The following is a 25,627-nucleotide window of genomic DNA, read 5'->3' on the forward strand; positions in this document are numbered from 1 at the left end:
CCTCTTTTATTTTAAAGAATTTAAGTATGCGATTAACGCAACTATTTCAGGAACCTGACCGTTTGCAACGGCATCCTTAACTGCTTGGTTTTTCATACCTGCAGCAATTACTTTTGCTTCTTCTAAAGCTCTGGCTTTTGCTTCTTCATACGAACCAAGAGGAACGTCAACTTGACCATCACCATTTAAATCTTGGTCATATGGAGTTGAGAATACATTTTTAACAGTATACGCTTCAGCATAAGCCGTGTCAATATCAGCAATGTTTGTAAACATGTGCCCATATGCTGGCATGATTGAACCAGGAACAACTGATTTTGGATCTAACATATGATTTTCATGCCAGTCAGTAGTTCTATAATTACCCACTCTCATTAAATCTGGACCTGTTCTTTTTGAACCCCATAAAAATGGTCTGTCATATGCATACTCACCACTTAATGAATACATACCATATCTGTCAGTTTCTGATTTAAATGGTCTGATTAATTGTGAGTGACACGCATTACAAGAATCTTTAATATAAACTTGTCTTCCTGTTAACTCTAATACAGTATATGGTTTTGTACCAACTGTAGGTCTACTTTGTTTTGCGAAATCTGGAATAATTTCCACAAGTCCTGCAAATGCAACCATTAAAAATACAACAACCGCAAAGAAAAACGGTCTTTGTTCTAACCAATGAAACATGATAACCCCTTTCTCTTAAGCTGCCATAGGCGTTGCATTTGCTGGTTCTTGATCAAGAACTCTACCAGCAGTTGCAGTTTTATAAATATTATATGCGAACATAAATACACCAACTAAATATAATAATCCACCAACAGCTCTAATTACATAATAAGGATGTAATACATTTACTGTATCAATGAAAGAGTAAACCAATGAACCATATTCATCATATGCTCTCCACATCATACCTTGTGTAATACCAGCAATCCACATTGACGTAAAGTATAATACGATTGCAGTTGTTTGTAACCAAAATTGTGTATCCATTAATGATTTAGAATAGATTTCTCTTTTATACATTCTAGGAACCATATGAAATACTGCTGCCATAATCATAAATACAACCCATCCTAATGTACCATCATGTACGTGACCAGGAATCCAATCAGTAAAGTGCGCAATTGCATTTACAGATTTAATCGATTGAATTGGTCCTTCAATTGTTGATAACATGTAGAAAGTTGAAGCTAAAATCATGAATTTAATCAATGGATTAGTTTGTAATTGTTGCCACTCACCCTTCATAGTTAACAGCATATTAATAGCAGATCCCCATGATGGTAAAATAAGAATAACAGACATAACAGAACCCATAGTTTGCATCCAGTCTGGAACAGTTGAGTAAATCAAGTGGTGACCACCTGCCCATAAATAAACAAACAATAATCCCCAAAAAGCTAAGATAGAAAGTTTATAAGAATAAACATTTTGTCCTGACTCTTTTGGTAAAAAGTAGTAGATCATTGCAATAATTGGAACAGTAAATACAAAACCAACCGCATTGTGTCCATACCACCATTCAACCAGAGCATCATTACTTCCTGAATACATAGATACTGAGTGATACCAATCACCATATCCAGATACTAAAGCAGTTGGAACTTCCATATTGTTAAATAAATATAACATTGCTACCGCTAAGAACGAAGCAATATAATACCAAATAGAAATATAAAGAGTTCTCTCTCTTCTAATACCAATTAATCCAAAAATTGAGATACCCCAAAGTACCCACCACACAACAACAAGCAAGTCAATAGGCCATTCTAATTCAGCATACTCTTTAGAAGTTGTGATACCCATAAAAAGTGTAACAACCGCTAATAAAATAGTGATGAAATATAAAATGAAGTGAAGCTTAGCTACACCCATTAAGAATGGAGATTCCTTTAAAGAAACCTTCAATACTCTTTGTGCCACATAATACCATGTAGCAAAGATACCACTCAAACAAAAACCAAAAGCAACACCATTAGTGTGTAAAGGTCTTAATCTCGAGAATGTACCATATTCTCCTGCCAAATTATTTAGTTCAGGATATGCCATTTGGAATGCTAAAACCACTCCAATTACCATACCGATGATACCAAACAGAATTGTTGAAAACGTAAACGCTTTTGCAACTGAGTAGTCGTACTCAATCTGTGCACCGTTTTGCATCAATCTCCTCCTAATTTTTGATATACAAGTCACCATACAGTCACTTATCGAACTAATTCTATCGAAGTCGCTATAAATTTAAGCTTAATTACTTATTTGTTTTCTTAAGTTTTCTTTAATTTTATGTCACGTTTTAATCTTTTTTATACTTATCATTTAGAAATAATTTATCGCTATTTCAGATCAATATTAAGAAAGAGAGGGGAAAGAGTTAATGAAGAGTTTTTGTGTGCGTACTTCCACTTTTATGTGCCAAATAAATAAAAAAATAATTTACTTAAATTCAGATGCTACAGATTGAAACAACAAAAAAATTTATTCAATTTTCTGTCTAAAAGTGGATTCTTTATTTCCAATTTTTTAATGCAATTTGAGTCTCACGTTGCATGGTTTTTGCCTTTAAATCTTCACGTTTATCGTGCAATTTTTTCCCTTGAGCTGTTGCTATTTGTACTTTAACTAAATTTCTTGCATTAAAGTAGAGTTTTAAAGGCACAATTGTCATTCCCTCTTTACTGACTTTTTCAAAAAGTTTATTGATCTCTTTTTTGTGCATCAAAAGTTTTCGACTTCTTCTTTCATCGGGTCGGTAGGTCGTATGTGCTGTACTTAAATGTGAAATATGCATATTGAGTAAAAAAACTTCATTGCGAATAATACGCACATGAGAATCTTTTAAATTTACACGTCCATCTCGTATGGCTTTTACTTCACTGCCTTGAAGTTCAATACCCGCTTCATAGGTATCTAAAATAAAATAATCGTGAAAAGCTTTTTTATTTTTAAAAACCAAATTTTTCTTTTTTTCTTTTGCCATTATTGTTTTACCTTAAAAAATGAACTGCCACTGCCACTAAAATACCAATCTTTTTTTTCAAACGCTTTTAACGCGGGTTCATTTTGGAGTGCCGAAGTATATAGGTCATTTGCTTCTTCAATACTTAATGTCTTTAAAATATCAACGCTTTTCATACTCAACAATCTCTTTGCTTCATTTTCGGATATCTGTCGATAAAAATCTTCTCTGAATGTTTTAAATATTTTTCCCGTGTCACACTTGATGTTAGGTGTAAATGTTTCAATCTCCAAATCATCTTCTTCAAACGCTTCAACCACTTCTCCAATGCCTGTTACATTGGCACTTGAATACTCATAGATAAAAAACGGTACATCGGCTCCAATTTTTAAACCGATTTTTGCCAATTTCTCTTTTGAGTAGTACAAATCAAACAACTCATTGGCCAATAATAAAAAAGCAGCTGCATTGGAACTCCCACCACCAAGCCCTGCAAACTCTGGTATGTGTTTTTCGACTTTAACCGAATAGACTCTAAAAAATGCATCAATTTTTGGGCAATATTTTCTCAACTCTACAAATGCTTTATAAATAGTGTTTTGTTCTGTTTCACACCCAAATTCCCCGATTAAATTAAACTCATTTTTATCGTTTTGAGGAATAATTGAGACCGTATCATACAAATGATTTACACGCACAAACCGAGAAACAATTTCATGGTAATTCTCTCTTTTTGCTGCTATTTTTAAAAAAATATTGACTTTTGCATACGCTTTTTTTGTCATTTTCATCTACAATAATACCTTATTTAACAAATATTTTACCTTGTTGTTACTGATTTCAATGATACTGAAAAAATCATCAAAGACAATTAAATATTGCCCTTGTTCTTTGTGTTCTAAATAGTTTATATCGATTTTCTTACCATCATATAGCCACTCTTTTGTGCCTGTGTAAACATTCTCTTTTATGTCTAAAAAATCCAAAGGATTAAGATCTTTTTCATTCTCATAAAAAAAATCCCCTTCATGGATTCTTTCCAAATAAGAGAGTGTTCCAACTGCACCCAAGTTTTTAGCGATAATTTGCGCTAAACTGCGAATATACGATCCTTCGCTGACGGTTGCTTCAAAGGTAATAAACGGATGCGAGTACCCAATAAATTTGATTTCTTGAATATTCATCACCGACTCTTTTAACTCTACTTCAACACCATTTCTGGCCAACTCATATGCTCGCATGCCATCAACTTTTTTTGCACAATATTTGGGTGGGATATACGTTACATCACCTTTTAAACTCTCTATACATTTTTCTATCTCGTTTTTATCCAACACTTTTTCATCTTGAATATCAATAATATTTTCAATATCCAAAGAGTCTGAAGTTGTTCCAAGCCATAAAACTGCACGATAACTTTTAGGTGTTTTTTTTAAATATTTAAACAACTTTGAATATTGACCAAATGCAACAATCAAACAGCCGCATGCAAAAGGGTCTAATGTACCACTGAAACCTGCTTTTTTACTCTTATATTTCCGTTTTACACGCCCCAAATATGAGTTAGAACTCATGTACATTGGTTTATTTACCACAACCAATTTATTCAGCTGTTTTTTATCATAAAGTCTTTTTTGCATTTTCCCTCAAGCATTTTTGTTATTATGAGTTAGAATCTAAATGGCAGCTTATATTTTCTCAACAAATGAAGATAAAATATCTCTGTGGCTCCCACCAAAATTAATCGTAAGTTTAAAATCTTTTCCCGCTTTAACACTTTTTTGGACTCGTCCCATTCCAAAAATTTTGTGTTGTATTAAGTCACCTTTTTTATAAGTGTTCTGTTTTTCAATGGTCAAACAACCTTTAATCAGACCACATTCACTCAAAAATCTGCTTTTTAATAATGTTGCTCTTTTCCCTTTATAAAATCGAGAGTGTACAAAACTCAGTGTCAATTCATCCATGGCACGCGTGATAGCAACATATCCCAATCTTCTCTCTTCTTCAATATCGCTTCCATCGCCCACTATTGGGAAAAACCCCTCTTCAAAACCAATGACAAAAATATGTTTATACTCTAAGCCTTTTGAAGCATGTATACTCATCATAGAAACCGCTTCTTGACCTAACTCTTCTTGTTCACTGTCCAAAGCAATTTCATTTAAAAAATCGTCTAAGTCTAAATGTGGGTTTTGCATAAAATAGTCTCTGATATATCCATAAAACTCATCAATATTGGCTTGTCTGTCCATACCATCTGGAAGATTATCAAATGAACTTCTGAAATCAAATGTCTCTTCAAAAGAGTCCAAAAATCTCATTTTTGATTGGCTTAATACATCTTGCAAATCCAGAACAGACGCGATGAATACTTTCAAAGTTCGTGCATTTTTTTTACCCACCAATGTTGTTAATTCATCTGGCGTTGAATCATTGATAATGTTAAAAATAGATTTCTCACTCTCAGCAGATTGTGCATCGAGTTTATCAATAGTTGTTTTACCAATACCACGTTTGGGTTTATTGATAATTCTTTTAAAAGAGAAATTATCGTTTTTGTTGGTCAATGTTCTAAAATAAGCAATCAAATCTTTTATTTCAGAACGTTCATAAAACTTCATTCCACCTACAAGCTTATACGCAATACGTGCTTTGTTAAACCCCTCTTCTAAAGATCTTGAGAGAGCATTCACTCTGAATAAAATGGCAATATCTTTGGGACTCACACCTGAGTCAATTAATTTATTAATGTCATCTGCAATTTTTCTTGTCTCTTCATTTTCATCATGTGATTCATAGACTCGAACTGAATTCCCTTTACATTTCGTACCAATGAGTTTTTTTCCCATTCTGTCTCGGTTGTGTTCAATGAGTTGGTTGGCATGTTCTAAAATGGTGTCCGTCGATCGGTAGTTGTGTTCCAGTTTAATGACAGTGGTGTTCTCAAAAATTTCTGCAAAATTAATAATATTTTTTATGGTTGCCCCACGCCAGCCATAAATGGACTGGTCATCATCTCCCACAACACAAATATTGTTGTGTGTTGAACAGAGTTTTTTCAGCAATCTGTATTGCAATTCATTTGTATCTTGGTACTCATCGACCATGATATATTGATACTGATTGCTTGTTTTTTCACATAATTCTTTGTTTTGTTCTAAAATTTTATACGGTAAAAGCAGTAAATCATCAAAATCTACCAAATTGTTTTCGGCTAAATAATTTTCATACTTCTCATAAATGTCGGCAATTTGTTGATACACTTTTAATTGTGCGGCAGATTTTGCTTCTGCAGGGGTTAAAATGGAGTTCTTATATTTAGATATTTCACTTGCAACCATTGCTGTTGTCAGCTCTTTATCAATGGATTTTAATATTCTTTTTTTATCGTCAGTATCAATAATAATAAAATTGCTTTTTCGTCCAAGTTCTCTCATGTGCATTTTTAAAAACAGAAGCCCAAATTTGTGAAATGTACATAAAAGAGGTGATGTTAGGGAGTTTTTAATCAAAGACAATGCTCTTTCTCTCATCTCTTTGGCTGCTTTATTTGTAAATGTTAATGTCAAAATTGAAGAGGGATCAATCCCAATTGAGATTAAGTAAGCAAGCCTGCTTGTTATGGTTTTTGTCTTACCACTTCCTGCTCCAGCAAGAATTAATAAAGAACCGTCAATATGAGATGCAGCGACTTTTTGTGACTCATTGAGTGATGATAAAATATTTTCTGACATAAAAAAACTCCTAGAATCATTTATTATATCATATTAATAATAAATTAATTATCCGACTTAATTAATTTCTATATAAACAAATGTTATGATAATAATAACTTATTCTAAAGGCTAAAAATATATGCTTACCGATTTTGCAAAAATTGAAACATTTTTGACAGTTGTTCGAGAAAAGTCTTTTTCTAAAGCGTCTGCAAAACTTGGAATTTCACAACCTGCTGTAACGCAACAAATGAAATTTATCGAAGAGTATTTAGATACAAAAGTATTAGAAAGAAAGAAAAATGGCATAAGATTGACCAAAGAGGGCGCAATGCTGCATGCAATTGCACTGAAACTTGAAAAATGTGTTACCAATGCTGAAAAAGAGTTACTCAAAATTATGAATAAAGATATTACATTTATCTTTGGCGCATCGTTTATCATAGGAAATTACATATTGCCACGGTTTTTAAATGACTTAAAAGCCAACATTCATAATGATGTCTCCATTAACGTTACGGTTTCAGGTCAAGCCATTGATGATTTGTTGGATAAAAAAATCGATATCGCTTTGGTTGAAAATTATATTCCAGAAGAGAATATTATCTACAGAGAGTGGATGGAAGATGAAATTGTTGTCTTCTCTAATCAAAAACTCCCTGCACGTGCAAAAGCAACGGATTTGCTCTCATACAAATGGGTCTGTCGAAACCCCGATTCAAATACACGTGCAATTTTTAAAGAGAGTTTAGAAAAAGCCAACTTTCCCGATTGTGACTCCTTTGATGTTACCAGTGAAGTCACCAGTGCAACAACCATTGTACAAACAGTTTTACACGCTTCAAAAGAGAGTTCACCTACGGTCTCTATTGTTTCAAGAAATGCCATTGATACTCTTTTAAAAACAGGGGTACTGTTTGAGTCAAGAATTGGAACACAACGAATGCACAGAAAACTCTATATTGCTTATAGAAAAGACAGAAAACACGACGCATTTATTGAAAATGTGGTCGATTACCTTCTTAAAATGAAATAGTAACGAGTCTTCTCGTTACCTTTTAGAGTTAATAAATCAATCCCTCTTTTTTTAACGCTTTTTTAATATTGAACATTTGTTGATGTTTGTTTTTACACCAAGAAGGCGATAGAAGTGAACTGTCTGCAATACCAGCAGTGATTCTTTGAACATAAACATTTTTGGGCAATCGTTTTATAGATTCAACCACAGTATTGATGTAGAGTGTTTCACTAATAGGAGTGAAGTTTCCTTTTTTATACTCGTTGGTCAAAAGAGTATTTTTAACAACATACAAAGGGTGAAATTTAATGGAATCGACATGTAATTTTAATGTTTCATCTAAAGTATGAAGCATCATCTCTTGAGTCTCATTGGGCAAACCATAAATCAAGTGTGCACAAACAAGCAATCCTTTGTGTTTGGTTTTTTTAATCCATTTTCTCATATTAGAAGCATCATCACCGCGGTTGATTGTTTCTAGTGTTTTATCATAAAACGATTGCACCCCATACTCAACCCAAATCTCTTTTTCTAAAGAGAGTTCATACAGATAATCTAAAATATCTTCGCTCATACAATCCGTACGTGTTCCAATAGACAAACCCAAAACATTATCAAAGCTGAGCGCTTTCTCATAAAGTGCTTTAAGAGTATCAAGAGGAGCATACGTATTGGTAAACGATTGAAAATAGACAATAAACTTCTTTGCACCAAACTTTTTTTCCAGCCGTGTTTTTGTAACATTAAATTGCATTTCAAGTTGTTTAAGCTGATTGTTTAAATAGATATTTTCTGTGGTTTTTGGACTGAGTTTAAACTTCGATTTTTTATCTTGAAGATTGGGGCTAAAAGAGTCATTCTCGCAAAAAGAACAACCCCCATAAGCTACTGTACCATCAATGTTTGGACAGGTAAATCCACTGATACTGATGGGCACTTTGTAGACTTTTTCACCAAATTTATTCCGAAAATACCGACCAATGGTATTGACTGCTTTTAATTGCATTTGTAGAGATATTTTTTTAACCACAATTTACTTTACAAAATAATCGCCGTTAAAACTCTCTAAGGCATAATTTCTTTCACCACCAATTGAAGTGACCAAATCATCAATGCTTAAGTACTCCAATGAATCTGCTTCAATGTACTCTTTGACTTCCTCTTTGGTCATTCTGTATGAAATCAACTCCTCTTGATTGGGAGTATCAATTCCATAATAACATGGGAATTTAATTTCGGGACTGGCAACTCTGAAGTGAACCTCTTTTGCCCCAGCATCTTTTAACATCTTCACAATTCTTTTGCTGGTTGTTCCTCGAACAATTGAATCATCAATAACCAGCAGAGATTTCCCTTCAATCAACGATCTCATAGGACTGAGTTTCATTCTGACTTTTAAGTTTCTCATCTCTTGTGTGGGTTCAATGAAAGTTCTTCCAATATAATGATTTCGGATGATTCCATACTCAAAGGGAATCCCACTTTCACTGGCATATCCCAATGCTGCTGGAACACCAGAATCAGGTACAGGCACAACCATGTCATAATGTACATTTAAATGGGCATCATTTTGAGCCAATGTTCTTCCCATATTTTCTCTTGTTCTGTAAACAATTTTACCGTCAATGACTGAATCTGGTCTGGCGAAATAGACATATTCAAACGCGCAAGGTCTAAAATCTGGTTCATACAATTGAAGTGATTCTGGCTCATCTTTTCCTTCATCAAAAATCAACATTTCACCAGGTCTTACATCTCTGATAAACTCTGCATCAACCAAATCAAACGCACACGTTTCACTTGCAACAATATACCCACCACTTTTTAACTTTCCAATAGACAATGGCCGAATGCCATGTTTATCTCGAATAACAAACTGTTTAGAACGCGATTGCACAATAAAACAATACGCACCAATGGTTCTGTCTAATGCCTCTTTAATTCTATCTCTTAATCGGTCTTTTGAATTTTTTGCGATTAAATGAATTAAGTTTTCAGTATCCATTCCTGTTTGGTATATAGCCCCTTTATCAATTAAATCATTTCTGACTTCATCTTTATTGATTAAATTGCCATTATGAACAATAGATATTTCACCCAATTTATATTTTGCAAAAATAGGTTGAGCATCTAAAATAGAGTCTCCGCCCGCTGTTGAATATCTGTTATGACCTATGGCCATATTCCCTTTCAGAACTGTTAATGCCTCTTCCGTAAAAACTTCAGAAACCAAACCTCTGTTTTTAATTGTATGGATTTTACCATTGCATGATGAACTGATTCCTGTGGCTTCTTGCCCTCTGTGTTGCATTGAGAAAAGGGCTATTGAAGCCAGTCTTGCTGCATTTTCATTTCCGTATATTCCAACTATTGCGCACATAAATTAATCCTTATAATCCTAAACAATCATTTATCGAATAAAGACCTGTATCTTGTTTAACAAGCCATTTCGCTGCTTTTATTGCACCTTTTGAAAAAGTGTTTCGTGAAGTAGCTGTATGATGTAACTCGATGAATTCACCATCATTATATAGTCCAACCGTATGTCGTCCGACAATATCTCCACCACGTAAACTCATCACGCCAATTTCATCTTTTGTTCTTGCACCAATAACGCCATCTCGTCCACTGACTCTGACGGCATCAAGGTCTAAATCTCTTGCACGAGCAGCATGTTCTGCGAGAGTTAATGCTGTTCCAGATGGAGCATCTACTTTATGCCGATGGTGTTGTTCCACAATTTCAATGTCAAACTCTTTTAATGTTTTAGACGCCAATGAAACCAATTTATTTAAAACAGCAACCCCTAAACTCATATTTGTTGCATATAAAATAGGAACTTTTTTACTCGCTTCAATAAGAAGATTTTGTTGATGTTTATTAAACCCTGTTGTTGCAATAACCAAAGGTGTATTTCCACCATTCTCAACAATTTCAGTAAGAAGTGCTTCTGTTGCTGCGGGTGCACTGAAATCAATAACCACGTCAGATGCTTCTAATAACGTTTTCATATCATTCGTAACAATCGTACCTTCGGGTACAACTTTTTTCAGTTCATCAAAAACATGGCATGCACTCAATCTTACTTCTTGATCAGAAGCCAAATCATCAATTAACAATGACCCTACTCTTCCTGTACTTCCAATAACCCCTACGTTTATCATCGACTTTCCTCTTATCCTAAATATTCAATAATATTAACAGCTGCTGTTGCACCATCGGCTGCGGCACATACGACTTGTTTTGCCGCGTCAATTCTTACATCACCTGCAGCATACAATCCGGGTACCGATGTTTTCATTCGTAAATCAACCACCACTTCACCTTGTGCATTCACATCACACAGATAGTTTCCATCTTCTTGTTTCAAACAATCACTTAACACATCTCTTCCAACAAAAACAAACACACCAGGAACATCCAACTGTCTTGTCTCTCCTGTTTGTTTTGATTTTACAATCAATCCTGTCACGCCCATGTTATCACCAATGACTTCTTCAACATCAACATTCGTGACCTCTTCAATATTTTCACAATGTTTCATATGTTCAATGGTACTTGGTGCGGCTCTGTAAGTATCTCGTCTGTGAACTAAGTAAACTTTTGAACACGTTTTTGCCAAATAGACGGCTTCTTCAAGTGCTGAATCTCCACCACCGATTAATGCCACTTCTTTATTTTTATAAAAAAATCCATCGCACGTTGCACACGTAGAGATTCCTCTTCCAAAGAATTTATCTTCACCTACAAACCCTGCACGTCTTGGCACCGATCCTGTTGCAAGCAGAACCGTTTTTGCCTCTTGTTTGGTTCCATCTTCAAGTTCTATTTGAAATATGTTGTCATTTTTTGTTACTTTTAAAACTTGTTTCATTTCATGCTTTAATCCAAACTTCATGGCTTGTGCTGGCCAGCTCTCCATCAAATCCATACCAGAAACCACTGCACTTTGCCCAGGATAATTCTCTATTTCACTGCTTCCAGTAATTTGTCCACCAGGCATTCCCATTTCGAACATTGTTACGTTTTTTAATCCACCTCTTGTAGCGTATAAACCTGCTGTTAAACCAGCTGGTCCTCCCCCGATAATTGCTAAATCTAACATACAATTTCCTTCTTTGTTATTCATAATGTTTTTAATATGTTCATCTAAATTTTGATTTTTCTGTTCTTCTTAATGTAAAGGCACAATGATACTCAAAATTTATTAAGCACAAGATTAATTAAAAATATTTAACCCAATTGGTTAAGGTTTATTTCACTTTTAATGCCTCTTTACTAATCTTCTATAAAAGAATTTTTTGATACAATCGTGAAAAATAAAGATTAATGGAAATTTACATGGATATCAGAAAAGAGTTTTTAGAGTTTTTTCAAAGTAAAGGACACGAAATATATGACAGCATGTCATTGGTTCCCGATGATGCAACACTGCTATTTACAAATGCTGGAATGGTTCAATTCAAAGATATTTTTACAGGTGCAATTCCTCGACCTAAAAACCCTAAGGCAACAAGTTGCCAACTGTGTGTACGTGCGGGTGGGAAGCATAATGACTTAGAGAATGTTGGTTATACAGCACGACATCATACTCTCTTTGAGATGTTAGGAAACTTCTCTTTTGGTGATTATTTTAAAGAAGATGCCATTGCTCATGCTTGGGAATTTATCACAAAAAACTTAGCATTACCAGAAGAGAGACTCTGGGTAACGATTCACGAAACAGATGATGAAGCATTTAACTTATGGATCAAACATATTGCTCCTGAACGCATCAAAAGATTTGGGGACAAAGATAACTTTTGGTCTATGGGTGATACAGGGGCATGTGGCCCTTGCAGTGAAATTTTTTATGACCAAGGTGCCGATCATTTTTCTTCAAGTGAAGATTATTTAGGTGGGGAAGGTGATCGATTTTTAGAGATTTGGAACTTGGTTTTCATGCAATACGAAAGAGACAGCGCAGGAAAACTCAATCCGCTTCCAAAACCTTCCATTGATACAGGTATGGGACTTGAGCGTGTCATTGCCATTAAAGAGGGAAAATTTAACAATTTCGACTCTTCTATGTTTACCCCTCTCATCAACGAAGTTAAAAAATTAAGTCAAAAAGAACCAACGGCTGAAACAATAGGCAGTTTCAGAGTAATTGCTGATCACTTAAGAGCAGTCAGTTTTATGATTTCACATGGAATTTTGTTTGACAAAGAGGGTCGAGGTTATGTCTTAAGACGAATTTTAAGACGCGCCGTTCGACATGGTTACTTACTGGGATTTAGAAAACCATTTATGGCGAAACTGGTTGATACCTTGGTTTCTATGATGGGTGACCATTACACCGAATTGGCGGAAAAGAGCAAATATATTAAAGAACAAATCACACTTGAAGAGGATCGATTCTTTAAAACCATTGATTCAGGAATGGCGCTGTTTAATGAAGAGTTAGAACACACCAAAGATATTTTCAGCGGTGAAGTTGCTTTTAAACTTTATGATACATTTGGATTTCCATTAGACTTAACAGAAGATATGTTAAGAACCGTGAACTTAAATGTCGATTCTGAGAAATTTGATGCATTGATGTTGGAGCAAAAAACAAAAGCAAAAGCGGCCTGGAAAGGAAGCGGTGATGTCTCTAACTCGGGTGATTTTAAAAGTTTATTGGAAAAATATGGCAAAAATGAGTTTGTAGGATACACCAACAACGCTTACCGAACAAAAATTGTTGCTTTACTTGATAATGAGTTCAATGAAGTTTCGACACTACAACAAGGCCAAAGTGGTTGGGTTATGCTTGAACAAACGCCTTTTTATGCACAATCAGGTGGACAAGCAGGCGATGTGGGAATTATTGAAGACAACAAACACATTGCAGAGGTACTTGATACAAAAAAATTCTTTGATTTAAACTTATCTAAAATCAAAGTCGTTCAATCAAATTTAAATGCCGGTGAAGTCATTGATACCGTTGTTGTCAATCGATATGAAGTCGCAAAACATCACAGTGCGACTCACTTGTTGCAAAGTGCGTTAAAAATGGTTTTAGGAGACAATGTCTCTCAAGCGGGATCACTCAATGACTCAAGTCGATTGCGATTTGACTTCACCTATCCAAAAGCCATGACAGAGGCACAAATCAATGAAGTTGAAGATTTGGTCAACTCAATGATTACTCGAGGAATTGCTGGAAATGTTGAAGAGTTGCCTATTGAAGAAGCAAAACAAAAAGGTGCCATTGCCATGTTTGGTGAAAAATATGGGGATATGGTCAGAGTGGTTACTTTCAGTGATTTTTCTGTTGAATTTTGTGGTGGAATCCATGTACGAAATACAGCTGACATTGGTAGCTTTTTTATTACAAAAGAGTCAGGAGTCAGCGCAGGAGTAAGAAGAATTGAAGCCGTTTGTGGATTGGCAGCAACCACTTTTGCAAAAGACAATATTGCCAAACTTGCTCAAATTCAAGCAGAAGTTAAAAACATTGATCCCCTTGCAGGAATTGCCAAATTAAAAGAGCAAATCAAAGAACTCAAAAAAGAGTTACAAGAGGCACAAAATGCTGTTTCAACTCCCATTAAAGAAGAAAAAATAGGTGATGTCACAGTTGTGGTTGAAATTTTAGAAAATGGCGATTTGAAAAAGATTGTTGACGATTTAAAAAATGCTCATGAAAAAGTAGTCGTACTTCTCATTCAACCAAAAGATGATAAGGTATTGATTGTTGCAGGAAGCAAAAATACAGCACTCAAAGCCGGTGATTGGATTAAAAATATTGCGCCAATCGTCGGTGGAGGTGGTGGTGGAAGACCTGACTTCGCACAAGCGGGAGGAAAAGATATCACAAAAGTAGAAGAAGCTAAAACAGCTGCTTTACTTTATGCTAAGGAGAACATTTGAGAGAACTCAGCCATGAAATATTTGCAAACTTTTCTTCAATTATAGTATTTCTTCACGTCCTAAGTGCCATCATTTGGGTCGGAGGAATGATTGCCATACGATTTGCAATTCACTACTCAATGCAAACCATCATTGAGCCAAAATTAAAATTGGAAAGAACCTTAGAGAACCTTATTCGGTTTTTTAATATTGTTATTCCCATCATTGCAATTTTATTAATTACCGCCTTGATTATGGTCTTTGCAATTGATTTTAAAGGAACTTCTTTACAGTTTGCTATTCATATAAAAGAGAGCATTTGGACCATAATGACACTCGTTTTTATTGCCATTTATATCCGAAGAAACAAAGCAGAGAAAGCTTTTTTAGAAGATGATATGGTCAAAACAAGAGCCTATTTGGCACCCATTGCCCAATGGATGATTCCTTTAAATATTGTTTTAGGGTGTATTGCCATTTATTTGGGAATTATTTTAAGAGGTTTATAAAAATAAACCTCTTTTTTTATCTAACGTTTAAAGTGAGTCACTTGTGTTGGATACGCAAACTCTAAATGATTTGTTTTGATGATTTCTGCGAGTTTAAACATTACATCTTCTTTGACACTTAACCACTCAGACCAATTGGTTGTTCTTGAAAAACAGTAGACTAAAATATCCACCGAGGACTCACTAAACGCATCCAAATAAACCAAAATATCTCTTTTGATTCCTAAAATATCCTCTTTTTTAGCCAATTTGACATTCGTGGTCACCCCATCAATATTGGTCTTTTTACTGGCAATATCAGGATGATTTAAAAGCATTTGTTCAATGTCAATTAACGCTTGTCGAATGTCTTCAAAATTACTTTCATACGTTACTCCGATGTTCATCTTTATTCTTCGTCCAATAACACGTTTACTCCAGTTTTTTATGGAACTTGACGCCAATAAAGAGTTGGGAATAGAGACCAATGCATTATCAAAAGTTCGAATGGTAGTGGTTCTCATTTTTAACTCAATCACCGTTCCTTCGTAAGTATCTGTTACAATCCAATCCCCTTGACTAAAAGAGTTATCCAGCATTAAATTCACACTTGAAAAAAGGTTACTGACTGTCTCTTTGGCTGCAAAAGCAATGGCAATACCACCAATTCCCAGTGAGGCTAAAATCGCTTTTACATCAAACTCTAATTCGGTTAAAATAAATAACGTGACGATGATGACAAGAATAAAAGTAAAAAGTTTGAGTAAAAAACCGACCATCTCTTTTCGTACATTGGCGTGTCTTTCAAAAAATATTTCGGAGAAATTGTTGATCCACTCATCAAATATGTTATACACCAAATAACCACTGTTGATAATATACGCAATATTAATAAAGGTCTCAACTTTTGAGATATTAAACTGTCCTTTATGAATGATTTCAAAGAAGAGTTCAATTGAAAAAATGAGCAAATAAAACCGAATAGGAGAATAAAAAGCGTTGGTTAAAAAACGTTTGATGAGCGTGTTTTTTCTTTTAGTCGCTTGATTGCTCTGCCCTTTTTGAACCACTGTTATCATCAAAGGCATGACAAAAACAATCAAAGAGTTGATAATCAAGAAAAACAGTGTTGCCAATAATATGCTTCCAATATCGACTTGCAAATAGAAATTAAGATAGATATTGATATTTTCAACCAAATCATTTGAATTGATCAGCTTAATCCAATACTCTAAATTGAATTTACTCACCAAAAAGTTTGTTTTTTCAATTTTGTTACTGTTATTAGATAAATAGTTCAAAATCTCTAAATACGTTAATACATCGGTTTTATAAATGGAATAATTTAATCTCAACTCATCATATAACTTAGCATCGATATTTTTATTGTTATTGTAATAATCATCAAATTTTTTCTCCAAAGGGGCATTCTTGATATTTTTTTTGATGGTTTCAATATAGTTTCTCAATCCTTTTTGAGAGATATAACTGTTGCGTAATTTAATTAAATGGTTCATTCCTTCAAAAAACTCGACCGTATTGTTAATATACGTCACTTCAAGTTCATCCCGTATATAAGCAACATCATAACCATAACTCTCATTGGCAGACATTTTTGAGGTAAGTTGTTCTAAATTAGCAGTAATTTTCTCTTTATCAAAAAAGATGGGTTTATCATTGGCAACATAGTTTAAGATATTTTCTAAAAAAACTTTTTTGTGGACATACACATCACCTTCATTGGCTTTTTCATTAACGCGTAACTCTTTATTGAGCTCTTTTAAACTCTCAATATCAAGTTCAAATTCACTGCTGCTTTGTGCTTGTGCTTGTGGTTGCGGTTGCGGTTGCGGTTGAACTTTGTCCAAAACCGTATCAATGCCTAAAGCACTGCTTACAACAAAAAGTAAAACAAACAGAAAATGAAATTTTAAATATCTCCCCACGACTTCCCCTTTTTAATACAAATTAAAAACCACCGTACCAATACAATACCAATGGAATATAAACAACTGAAATTAATGTACTCAATAAAACCGTAAAACTGGCTTTTTCTGGTTTGGCTTTAAGTAATATGGCCAAGGTTACTGTGTTGCCTGCTAAAGGAACAATTGAGAACAAAAAGAGCACTTTATAAATATCTTCACTTAAAAAATGAAAAAGATTGTTATCTAAAAATATGATGGCCAAAATAATCGCTGGCCAAAGAATAAATTTATAAAAGTAGGCCACTTTGATATATTTTTTATCAAAATCATGCTCCAAATCAAAACCTTTCATCCCCATACCCAACATCATCATTCCTAAAATACCATATGCCCATTTAAAACTTTCAAAGTAAGGAACCACAACTTCAGGTGTTCTTATACCTAAAATATTTAATGTAACCCCAAAAATGAAAGCGTATAACAGTGGTAATTTTGCAACTTTTATCAACGATTGTTTGGCAGTAAAATTGCCTTTTGCTGTTACAAAAAACCCCGTTGTATTTTCATATAAAAGCGATGCCATCGTAGCAAAAATAAAAATATTCACCACTTGTGGTTCAAGTAAAATCATGGCAAGCGGAATACCAAAATAACCCGTATTCCCAGTGCCACAGGTAAACGCTAAGGTATTTAAACTGGGATCTTTCCAATGTGCTTTATAGTGATGCAAAATGAAAAAAGCGATGGCACTTCCTAACATAAATACAAACACAGGTAAAAAAATCAATTGTAAATTGATATTAATAGACAAAGTTGCAAAAAATACAACAAAAGGCCCCAAAATATAAATCAAAATAAACGCAACATAATCTCTTTTGACTTTAAAATAGTGTGCCAAAATATAACCAATAAAAATATTAAGATACAAAGGAGCAATTTTGCCTAAAAGAGTAAAAAAAAGTGTCATTAATCATCCTGCTGAAGTAAGTGTGATTTTACTATAATTTTAAATAATTTGCCAATACAAAAAGCACTATAACACAAAGCAGATACATTTTATACGTATACGATACATTTAATTTTAACATATCAAGTGCTTTTAAACTGTATCTGGATTGCATGGTTAAGTTCACACCAGAAAAAGGGGAACTTGAAACAGCCGTTGACCAAGACATTAAAAAGGTCATCGCAAGCAGCGTATGATTGAGTTCATTCATCCAATTTCCAATGACAGCAATAGAGATAATAGGATGTATTCCAATGAATGACAACAAAATCAAAATCAACAACAACACAGAAGCCACTTTGGCATCAAACACATCAAAAGGTAACTGAATATTCAAGCCCACTAAAATGGAACTGATTGCCACACCAAAAGCACCTGCAACCAAAAAAAGTGCCAACTCATTTTTCATTTTGGGTAACTCTTCAGTAATGTGTTTTCCAAAAAGTCTCATACTGTTTTGCACGGTTGTTTTTAAAGGAAGAATCACCAATGCTAATATAAGAGAAAAAAATGAGATCAACACTATGATTTTTAACAACGGATAGTAATGATTGGTTACAAGAACCATACCTGCTAATAAAAAAGGCAAATAAAGGGTTTCAAAATGAATGGGATACCCTTGAAACGTCTTAAAGTCATAATTTTTGTCAAAATGAATTTCAAGGTATGTAATAAAAAATGCCATCAGTGCCAAAAAGAGTCCTGAAATAATAATTGTCAATGAATTCAAATGAGGGGCATAGGTCATGGCTGCAGCAAAAGCTACAAAAAAAGGTGACCAATACGCATCTGAAGAGAAAGCTCGGGTCAATACCATGATTTGTATTTTACTCAAAGGAGCATTTTTATAAAGCTTGTCTGCAACCAAAATCAATGAAGAGAGGTTAATAACTGAACCAAAAAGATGAATGCCCACGTAGGTTTTAAAAAATGCACTTTTACCCGTAGGCAATTGTTTAATTTTTTCCTCTTTTGGAATGGCCACCAATCTTAAAAAAGCGACTCCAATTAAGAGAGTTAACAAATACTGATTGACCACAATCGCTTTTTTAAAATCGATCTCAAAATGGTTATAACTACTGATAAAAATAGAACAAAACGTTAAAATAAGCAAAATATAGATGAGTTTTTTATTGGCAATTTTATGAAAAAGAATCATCAACGCAACCCACGCAAAAATACCAGCAAAAATAAAAAGGTTGTTGTTGATAAAATAGGCATAATTTGTCAATAAAAAGGAGATAAAGATTAAAATACCGGCAATAGGTTCACTTAATTTCATGCGCGTATTATACAACTTTTTTATTATATTTGCTAAAATGAAAAAAAATTTAAAGGTTCATTTTGATACGACTGGGTTCTTCTTCACAAACGCGTGCACTCCTACTTAAGGCACACCATATTGATTTTATACAAAACGGTGGTTCTTTTAATGAAGATGCCATACAAACACCTCATCCAAAATCATTTGTATATGAAGCCACACAAGGGAAGTTCAATGAACTTTACAACAAATTTGGTACAGACGATATGCCCCTTTTAGTTGCAGATACAGTCGTCAGCTGTAATGGCGAACTTTTACGAAAAGCAAAAAATAAAGACGATGCCAGAAGAATGGTTCAAATGCAAAGCAATAACAGAGTTTCAATTATTACCTGCATGATTTACAAAAGCAAAAAAATTCAACTCATCGACATCTCTTCAACACACTATGTTTTCAACGAATTTGATAAAAAAGCACTTGATAACTACATCAATTCAGGTGAATGCATGGGAAAAGCGGGAGCAATTATGGTTGAAGGATTCTGCAAGCCCTATATCAAAAGTGTCCACGGATATGAGAGTACCGCCATGGGATTGTGCGTTGAGAAATTAAAACAAGTCTTAATATAAATCTAAGCCTACTGGTGTCATACTTTCTGTAATAACTGTTTGACTGGCCAAACTTATCGCGAGGTAAGGACGGAAAGCCACGGGTCTTTGTTTAAGATAGCCGGGTTGCTTAACTGCATTCACTGATGCACTTTTCTCCCCAACTTTTTTGAACATTCAACTTAGATTTGATTAAATTCATAAGGAGAGAGCCATGTTAGAATTTCAAAAAGGGGCCATCGATAAAATTCTTGTGACGTTGTTATTGATTATTGTGGGAGTGGGTATTGTTTTTATATTCAATACTTGGATTACAAATGATACTACTGATTTAATGGTTCCTCCAACAAGTAAAATTACTGCCGTTCCAAATGATACACCAGGGAACTGACAAATACAAGGATAACTTATGCCGCATTTACAGTTTGAAATCAACAAAAAAGTCAGCAATAATCTCAAAGAAAAGTTTGCGCAAAGCATCAGAGAAACTTTCAGTGAAGTCATGGATACGGGAACAGATCACATTGCAATTACCACAAGAGAGTATGAAAAATACAACCTCACCATTGGCAGAGCGAATTCCACAGATGCAATTTGTTTAATGAATTTAGACATAAGAGAAGGAAGAAGTTTAGAAAAAAGACGGGAACTGGCTCTGCGTTATATGGCGATTGTCAATGAGTTATTTCGCATTGACAATAAAAATCAATACATTACTTTCACTGAACATAAAGGCGAAGATTTCCATATGATTGAGAAATACCTCGGTGCTTGGGAGAGTGGAGAAGATCCTTTGGCTTAAAAGCCAAAAAGACTACTCTCCAATTCCATTTTTCCAATAAACTCTTTTTCATTGGCATTATCAACCACCACTTTCGCAATTCCTTGAGTCTTAATTGCAATCTCTTTCGTTGTTGATGCCACATTTGCATTTGATTGTGTTTGCTGATCAAGTTCGGCAACGGCATTATTAATTTGTTCTATACCTGCATATTGCTCTTTACTGGCATTCTCAACACTTTGAATGATATCCAATGTTTTGGAAATATTTTCGTGTAGTCCATGGTATCCATGAATCATCTTATCAGCAATCTCTTTCCCATAGTTGGCTTTTGAAGTAGCATTACTCACAAGTTCTTTAATCTCTTTAGCTGCTTCCGCACTTCGTGAAGCCAAATTTCTTACCTCTTGTGCAACCACAGCAAACCCTTTACCTGCTTCTCCAGCCGTAGCTGATTCAACAGCTGCATTCAAAGATAAAATATTGGTTTGAAAGGCAATTTGATCAATCACATTAATGGCTTCATAAATGGCTTCAACTTGTTCATTGATATTATCCATTGATACCGTTGTCTCTTGTGCTAACTTTTCACCATCGTTTGCAGATTGTTGTAATTGGTTGGCAAAACCAGCCATTTTTATAACGTTTTCCGTATTATTGGCAATATTACTGGTAATCTCCTCTAAAGCGGCTGCGGTCTCTTCAAGTGAAGCAGCTGCTTGATTGGAAGCACTGCTTAAAGATTCCACATTAAATAATAAATCATTCGCACTGCTTTGAAGTATCAATCCATTTTTCTTATTTTCAACCAACATTGCATTGATGATTTCTGCGAGTTGATTTAATCCTTGTGAGGTTTTACCTGTTGGGTTTGGAACTCTGTGTCTGAAATCCAACTGTTGAAATGTGCTTAATGCTCTTTGTATTTTATTCATATCTCCACATATGTTTTCTGCCATAATTGAAAGCATTTCATTGAAAATAACTTTCAACTCATGCAGACTTTTACTGTGGGTATCGTGTTCAATTTGTTTATATAAAATACCATTTTTGACCTCTTGGACAATCGCTTTAACATTATCAATAAAAATATTATCCTCTATAATTGCATTTTGTGTTTTAGCAATATTTTCATTGACCACTTTGGACATTTGGGAAAACTCATCTTTTCCACTGTCATCTAAATGTTCCACATCGTCACTGACCTTATTTAAATAGTTAAAAAATGACAATAAACCAGTTTGAAACTCTTTTAAAGCCTTAATAATAATATTCGCTAAAACAACAGTAATGAATAAAAACAGCCCAATACCAATTAAAGTAATGGTCAATAAAATATTTGAAAGGATGTTATCGGCTTTTTGTTTTTCCAGCATCAAAGTGGTATTAATCTCTTTTAATTTTGATTCCAAAGACAAACCTATAGGAACCATTTTTGAAATGATTAACAAAGACTCTGATGACTCAACAATTTGATTTTTTTGGAGTTCATCTATTCTTTTAAATGCAAGTTCTTCAAAATATTTGATATACGCTTGATTTAATGCAATTATTTCCTTGCACAAATTTATATTGGTATCAAGTTCAAGTTCAGATTCTAATTTTACCACTTGTTCATTTAATTCGGTAAAATCACTTTTAACGCTTTTGGCATTCTTATCATTGGGTGTACGTAAAAATTGGTAAACAGATATTCTACCTTTTAATACCTGTAACATAAAATTATTTGTTTGCTCTGCTGCTCTACTTTTTTTTTCTGTAATGCCCTCATAATGAGAATAAACCAAACCAGAAATGACCTGAATCATAATAAAAAGTATCGGTAATATCATTAGTTTTGTACGTGTACTCATATTTTTCAACATTTTTCACCCCTTCGTTATTAAATTTTATGTTCATTGTATTTGATAAATACTTAATTATTATTTAATTTTTTATGATAAATAGTAAAATAATATTTACCATTATAATTGGTTATTTTAAAATTATTTTTTGATTATTTGTAGAAATGGTAAAAAGAGTTTATTTGATTCTTTTTACCAATTGAGTAGGATTTAAAGCCAAAGAAAATTCAACTTCTTTTGTATCTCCGTGTTGTATAAATGCATCCTCATATTCAAATGAGGTCAAGGTAATGTTTGTAATTTTAGACTCATTTAAAAACTCTAAAAGAGCACTCCCAACACCACCCTCTTTTTGAGAATCAGAAAACACATACCAGTTTGTGTATGTGTTTGCAAGCTCTTTTAAAAGTTTCTTATCCAGAGGTTTCACAAATCTTAAATCTAAAATCGCAATGTCATCTCGATGCAGTTGAGCCGTTTGTATCGCTCGTGAAACACCTGCCCCATACCCTATGAAAAGTTTTGAGCTTCGACCCTCTTTTAAGAGTTGCGCACGACCCAATTTAAATGGCGTGGCTTTAAATTCCAACTCCTCAAAAGCACCTCTTGGGTATCTTATCGCACAAGGACTTGAACACGTATACGCAAAATCAACGGCATACTCCAATGTTTTTGTATCCCTTGGTGCACACAAAATCATATTTGGGATAAATCTTAAATAAGATATATCAAAGGCACCTTGATGGGTCTCTCCATCATTTCCTACAATTCCAGCCCGATCAATGGCAAATACCACGGGAAGATTCATCAAGCAGACATCGTGTATGATTTGATCAAACCCTCTTTGCAAAAAAGTAGAATAAATCGTGATAAAAGGTTTGAAACCCTCTTTTGCCATAGCAGCCATAGAAGTTACGGCATGCTGTTCAGCAATGGCCACATCCCAAAAACGATCAGGATACGCTTTTATGAGTTTATCTAAGCCTGTACCACTTGGCATAGCAGCAGTGACACCTACTACATTATCATGCTTTTGAGCTAAAGCTAAAAGGGCATCTGAGTAGACAGCTGTTGCAGATTTAACGGAGGCTTTTTTAATAAATGCACCTGTCTCTTTATCAAAAGGTCCCACTCCATGCCAGTGTTCATGATGACCTTCAGCAATGGCATAACCTTTACCTTTCATGGTTTTTGCGTGAACAATAACAGGTTTTCCCATCCCTTTTGCCAATTTAAGGGTATCAATAATTTCTTGAATATCATGCCCGTCGATGGGACCAATATAATCCACCCCCATCTCTTCAAAAATAATTCCTGGAGTAATGAGTTTCATACTCTCTTCTATTTTTTTAGCCAAATAGGTGGTACCTTCTGGAAAATGATTTCGTATAACTCTGTCAACTTTTTCTTTAAAACTTTGATAAAATTTACCCGCAAGCAATTTACTCAAATGTTTACTGATGGCGCCAAAAGGTTTGGCAATTGACATCTCATTGTCATTAAGAATAATCACCATAGGATATTTTCTGTCCCCCAACTCATTTAACGCTTCATAGACCATTCCTGCACTCATAGAACCATCTCCAATCATTACGATAGGTACTCTGTTCTCTTTTTTAAGCCGAATCGCTTTAGCCGCGCCAATGGCAACAGAAATAGACGTAGAACTGTGTCCTGCTACAAAGTAGTCTGCATTGCTCTCTTTGGGCTTAGTAAAGCCACTTAATCCATTAAACTGTCGTATGGTTTCAAACTCTTCCCAACGTTGAGTTAAGAGTTTATGGGGATAACACTGATGTGATACATCAAAAATAAAGGGGTCTGTCTCTACATCAAAAACATAATGCATTCCAATTGTGAGTTCAACAGCACCAAGAGTTGAAGAGAAATGCCCACCGTTTCTACTGACTACATCAATGATTCTCTTTCTGATTTGTAAGGCAAGTTCGGTTAACTCTTGTTTGTTTTTATTTTTAATATTCATATCGTTTTTAATCATACACCTTTACAGTTTTTAAACTCTCTAATACCTCATCTAACTTTTCAATTACAATGCTGTTTTGATCTTCTCGACCAATGGTAATTCGAATAGCATTTAATCCATAACCCGTTAAATCACGAATAATAATTCCTCGTTCAAGCAGCTCTTGTGCCACTTGTGCCGAAATATAATCTGCAGGCAATTTAAGGGTAATAAAATTGGTATAACTTTTAATATACTCTAAGCCTTTCGTTTGGGCATATGTTTCATACTTAACCATCTCTTCAAAGTTTTTTGCAATACACTCATTGACAAAAGCTTCATCTTTTAACGCTTCAATGGCAGCAGCTAATGAGAGTGTTGAAATATTAAAAGGGGGTCTTAATTTGTACAAAGTTTTAATAATATCAGGGTGAGCAATACCGTATCCTACTCTCATCCCTCCTAATGCATACGCTTTTGAAAATGTTCCTGTATAAATGGCATTAGGGAAAGTATGAATAATATCTGATGCTACAATTCGTTTCTTTTCATCTTTATATGCTGCGTACTCCATGTATGCACCATCGATAACAACCAACGTATTTTCATCGACCTCTTTTAAAAATTCATACACTTCCTCTTTATCTAAACATTCACCCAATGGATTGTTTGGCAAACATAAGAAAATGACATCCGCGCCGTGTTGTTTGTACAACGCTTTAAATTGTTCAATATTGTGTTCATCATCTTCAGTTTTAATAATAGTTGCACCCGTTTGTTTTCCATAAATTTCGTACATTGCAAACGTTGTTTTTGTCATTAAAATAGTCGATTTTTCATTGCATTTTGCATGAACACAAAACTCTAGAATTTGATCGCTTCCTGAACCAATAATGATATTATTACTGGCCACTTGATATTTCTCCCCTAATGCCTCTTTTAACTCAAACATAGAGTCATCTGGGTACATGAACATATTTTTTGACAAACTTTGAATCTTTTGTGTCACCAAAGGTGAAGTTCCATATGGATTCTCATTTGAAGCGAGTTTAATAATATCACATGGGTTGATTCCATACTCTCGAACAACTAACTCAATTGGTTTACCTGCTTCATAGGTCTTAACATTATCTAATACTTGGTTAAATTTCATACACTTATCCC

Annotated in this window: 22 protein-coding genes and 1 riboswitch; of the genes, 6 read left to right on the forward strand and 16 right to left on the reverse strand. The window is 34.3% G+C overall.

Translation table 11 applies throughout. The features are described from left to right. Positions 1-6: 6 nt before the first annotated feature. The 6 genes from ccoO to ACNI3C_RS02590 form a co-directional block, all read right to left on the reverse strand. Positions 7-690, reverse strand: a complete 684-nt coding sequence (gene ccoO / locus ACNI3C_RS02565; RefSeq protein ID WP_419770688.1) for a cytochrome-c oxidase, cbb3-type subunit II — start codon at positions 688-690, stop codon at positions 7-9. A 15-nt stretch (positions 691-705) separates the two neighbouring features. Then, a complete protein-coding gene (gene ccoN / locus ACNI3C_RS02570; RefSeq protein WP_419770689.1) occupies positions 706-2,172 on the reverse strand; it encodes a cytochrome-c oxidase, cbb3-type subunit I in 1,467 nt (488 codons plus the stop codon). 346 nt (positions 2,173-2,518) lie between these two features. Further along, entirely contained in the window at positions 2,519-2,989 is a 471-nt protein-coding gene (gene smpB / locus ACNI3C_RS02575; protein WP_419770690.1) for an SsrA-binding protein SmpB, read from the reverse strand. Further along, complete coding sequence (locus ACNI3C_RS02580) at positions 2,989-3,753, reverse strand: 4-(cytidine 5'-diphospho)-2-C-methyl-D-erythritol kinase (RefSeq protein ID WP_419771472.1); 765 nt, start codon at positions 3,751-3,753, stop codon at positions 2,989-2,991. The genes smpB and ACNI3C_RS02580 overlap by 1 nt, the downstream gene beginning before the upstream one ends. Positions 3,754-3,759: 6 nt before the next feature. Continuing rightward, on the reverse strand, positions 3,760-4,608 hold the full coding sequence (truB, locus tag ACNI3C_RS02585; RefSeq protein WP_419770691.1) for a tRNA pseudouridine(55) synthase TruB: 849 nt from the start codon (positions 4,606-4,608) through the stop codon (positions 3,760-3,762). 48 nt (positions 4,609-4,656) lie between these two features. Next, entirely contained in the window at positions 4,657-6,705 is a 2,049-nt protein-coding gene (locus ACNI3C_RS02590; protein ID WP_419770692.1) for an ATP-dependent helicase, read from the reverse strand. Positions 6,706-6,826: 121 nt separating this feature from the next. Here ACNI3C_RS02590 and ACNI3C_RS02595 point away from each other — a divergent pair, with 121 nt between their 5' ends. Then, a complete protein-coding gene (locus ACNI3C_RS02595) occupies positions 6,827-7,723 on the forward strand; it encodes a LysR family transcriptional regulator (RefSeq protein WP_419770693.1) in 897 nt (298 codons plus the stop codon). Positions 7,724-7,751: 28 nt separating this feature from the next. On the opposite strand, the gene mnmL is transcribed toward ACNI3C_RS02595, so the two are convergent. The 4 genes from mnmL to trxB are packed head-to-tail and all read right to left on the reverse strand — an operon-like array spanning position 7,752 to position 11,810. Next, positions 7,752-8,711, reverse strand: coding sequence for a tRNA modification radical SAM protein MnmL/YtqA (gene mnmL / locus ACNI3C_RS02600; protein WP_419771473.1), 960 nt, complete (start codon positions 8,709-8,711; stop codon positions 7,752-7,754). Between the two features lie 27 nt (positions 8,712-8,738). Beyond that, on the reverse strand, positions 8,739-10,085 hold the full coding sequence (purF, locus tag ACNI3C_RS02605) for an amidophosphoribosyltransferase (RefSeq protein WP_419770694.1): 1,347 nt from the start codon (positions 10,083-10,085) through the stop codon (positions 8,739-8,741). A 10-nt stretch (positions 10,086-10,095) separates the two neighbouring features. Continuing rightward, on the reverse strand, positions 10,096-10,869 hold the full coding sequence (gene dapB, locus ACNI3C_RS02610) for a 4-hydroxy-tetrahydrodipicolinate reductase (protein WP_419770695.1): 774 nt from the start codon (positions 10,867-10,869) through the stop codon (positions 10,096-10,098). Positions 10,870-10,880: 11 nt separating this feature from the next. Then, on the reverse strand, positions 10,881-11,810 hold the full coding sequence (gene trxB, locus ACNI3C_RS02615; RefSeq protein WP_419770696.1) for a thioredoxin-disulfide reductase: 930 nt from the start codon (positions 11,808-11,810) through the stop codon (positions 10,881-10,883). 236 nt (positions 11,811-12,046) lie between these two features. On the opposite strand from trxB, the gene alaS reads away from it, so the two are divergent. After that, positions 12,047-14,602: an alanine--tRNA ligase gene (alaS, locus tag ACNI3C_RS02620; RefSeq protein WP_419770697.1), complete on the forward strand. Its 2,556-nt coding sequence runs from the start codon at positions 12,047-12,049 to the stop codon at positions 14,600-14,602. Next, complete coding sequence (locus ACNI3C_RS02625) at positions 14,599-15,090, forward strand: hypothetical protein (protein ID WP_419770698.1); 492 nt, start codon at positions 14,599-14,601, stop codon at positions 15,088-15,090. Before alaS ends, ACNI3C_RS02625 begins: the two co-directional genes overlap by 4 nt. Before the next feature lie 20 nt (positions 15,091-15,110). Here the strand turns inward: ACNI3C_RS02625 and ACNI3C_RS02630 are convergent, their stop codons facing one another. Genes ACNI3C_RS02630 through ACNI3C_RS02640 form a run of 3 tightly spaced genes read right to left on the reverse strand, consistent with a single transcriptional unit; the run spans position 15,111 to position 19,285 of the window. Beyond that, positions 15,111-17,015, reverse strand: coding sequence for a mechanosensitive ion channel family protein (locus tag ACNI3C_RS02630; RefSeq protein WP_419770699.1), 1,905 nt, complete (start codon positions 17,013-17,015; stop codon positions 15,111-15,113). Positions 17,016-17,037: 22 nt separating this feature from the next. Further along, a complete protein-coding gene (locus tag ACNI3C_RS02635) occupies positions 17,038-17,964 on the reverse strand; it encodes an AEC family transporter (RefSeq protein ID WP_419770700.1) in 927 nt (308 codons plus the stop codon). A gap of 31 nt (positions 17,965-17,995) precedes the next feature. After that, positions 17,996-19,285 (reverse strand): tellurium resistance protein TerC, encoded by a 1,290-nt coding sequence (locus tag ACNI3C_RS02640; protein WP_419770701.1) that lies wholly within the window; start codon positions 19,283-19,285, stop codon positions 17,996-17,998. A gap of 62 nt (positions 19,286-19,347) precedes the next feature. On the opposite strand from ACNI3C_RS02640, the gene maf reads away from it, so the two are divergent. The 3 genes from maf (at position 19,348) to ACNI3C_RS02655 (ending at position 20,677) form a co-directional block, all read left to right on the forward strand. After that, the gene (maf, locus tag ACNI3C_RS02645) at positions 19,348-19,896 is read left to right on the forward strand and encodes a septum formation inhibitor Maf (RefSeq protein ID WP_419770702.1); all 549 of its coding nucleotides are present in this window, start codon (positions 19,348-19,350) and stop codon (positions 19,894-19,896) included. Between the two features lie 36 nt (positions 19,897-19,932). Continuing rightward, positions 19,933-20,009: riboswitch (cyclic di-GMP riboswitch) on the forward strand. Between the two features lie 80 nt (positions 20,010-20,089). Beyond that, positions 20,090-20,266: a hypothetical protein gene (locus ACNI3C_RS02650; RefSeq protein WP_419770703.1), complete on the forward strand. Its 177-nt coding sequence runs from the start codon at positions 20,090-20,092 to the stop codon at positions 20,264-20,266. Between the two features lie 18 nt (positions 20,267-20,284). Further along, a complete protein-coding gene (locus ACNI3C_RS02655) occupies positions 20,285-20,677 on the forward strand; it encodes a tautomerase (protein WP_419770704.1) in 393 nt (130 codons plus the stop codon). Here the strand turns inward: ACNI3C_RS02655 and ACNI3C_RS02660 are convergent. The 3 genes from ACNI3C_RS02660 to hisC all read right to left on the reverse strand — a co-directional run bounded on the left by ACNI3C_RS02660 (position 20,674) and on the right by hisC (position 25,616). Continuing rightward, on the reverse strand, positions 20,674-22,521 hold the full coding sequence (locus ACNI3C_RS02660; RefSeq protein ID WP_419770705.1) for a methyl-accepting chemotaxis protein: 1,848 nt from the start codon (positions 22,519-22,521) through the stop codon (positions 20,674-20,676). The genes ACNI3C_RS02655 and ACNI3C_RS02660 overlap by 4 nt on opposite strands. Positions 22,522-22,678: 157 nt before the next feature. Beyond that, positions 22,679-24,484: a 1-deoxy-D-xylulose-5-phosphate synthase gene (gene dxs / locus ACNI3C_RS02665; protein WP_419771474.1), complete on the reverse strand. Its 1,806-nt coding sequence runs from the start codon at positions 24,482-24,484 to the stop codon at positions 22,679-22,681. Between the two features lie 7 nt (positions 24,485-24,491). Beyond that, positions 24,492-25,616: a histidinol-phosphate transaminase gene (gene hisC / locus ACNI3C_RS02670; protein ID WP_419770706.1), complete on the reverse strand. Its 1,125-nt coding sequence runs from the start codon at positions 25,614-25,616 to the stop codon at positions 24,492-24,494. Positions 25,617-25,627: the final 11 nt, after the last annotated feature.

Source organism: Marinarcus sediminis (SeqCode), assembly GCF_048571275.1.
Classification (GTDB): domain Bacteria; phylum Campylobacterota; class Campylobacteria; order Campylobacterales; family Arcobacteraceae; genus Marinarcus; species Marinarcus sediminis.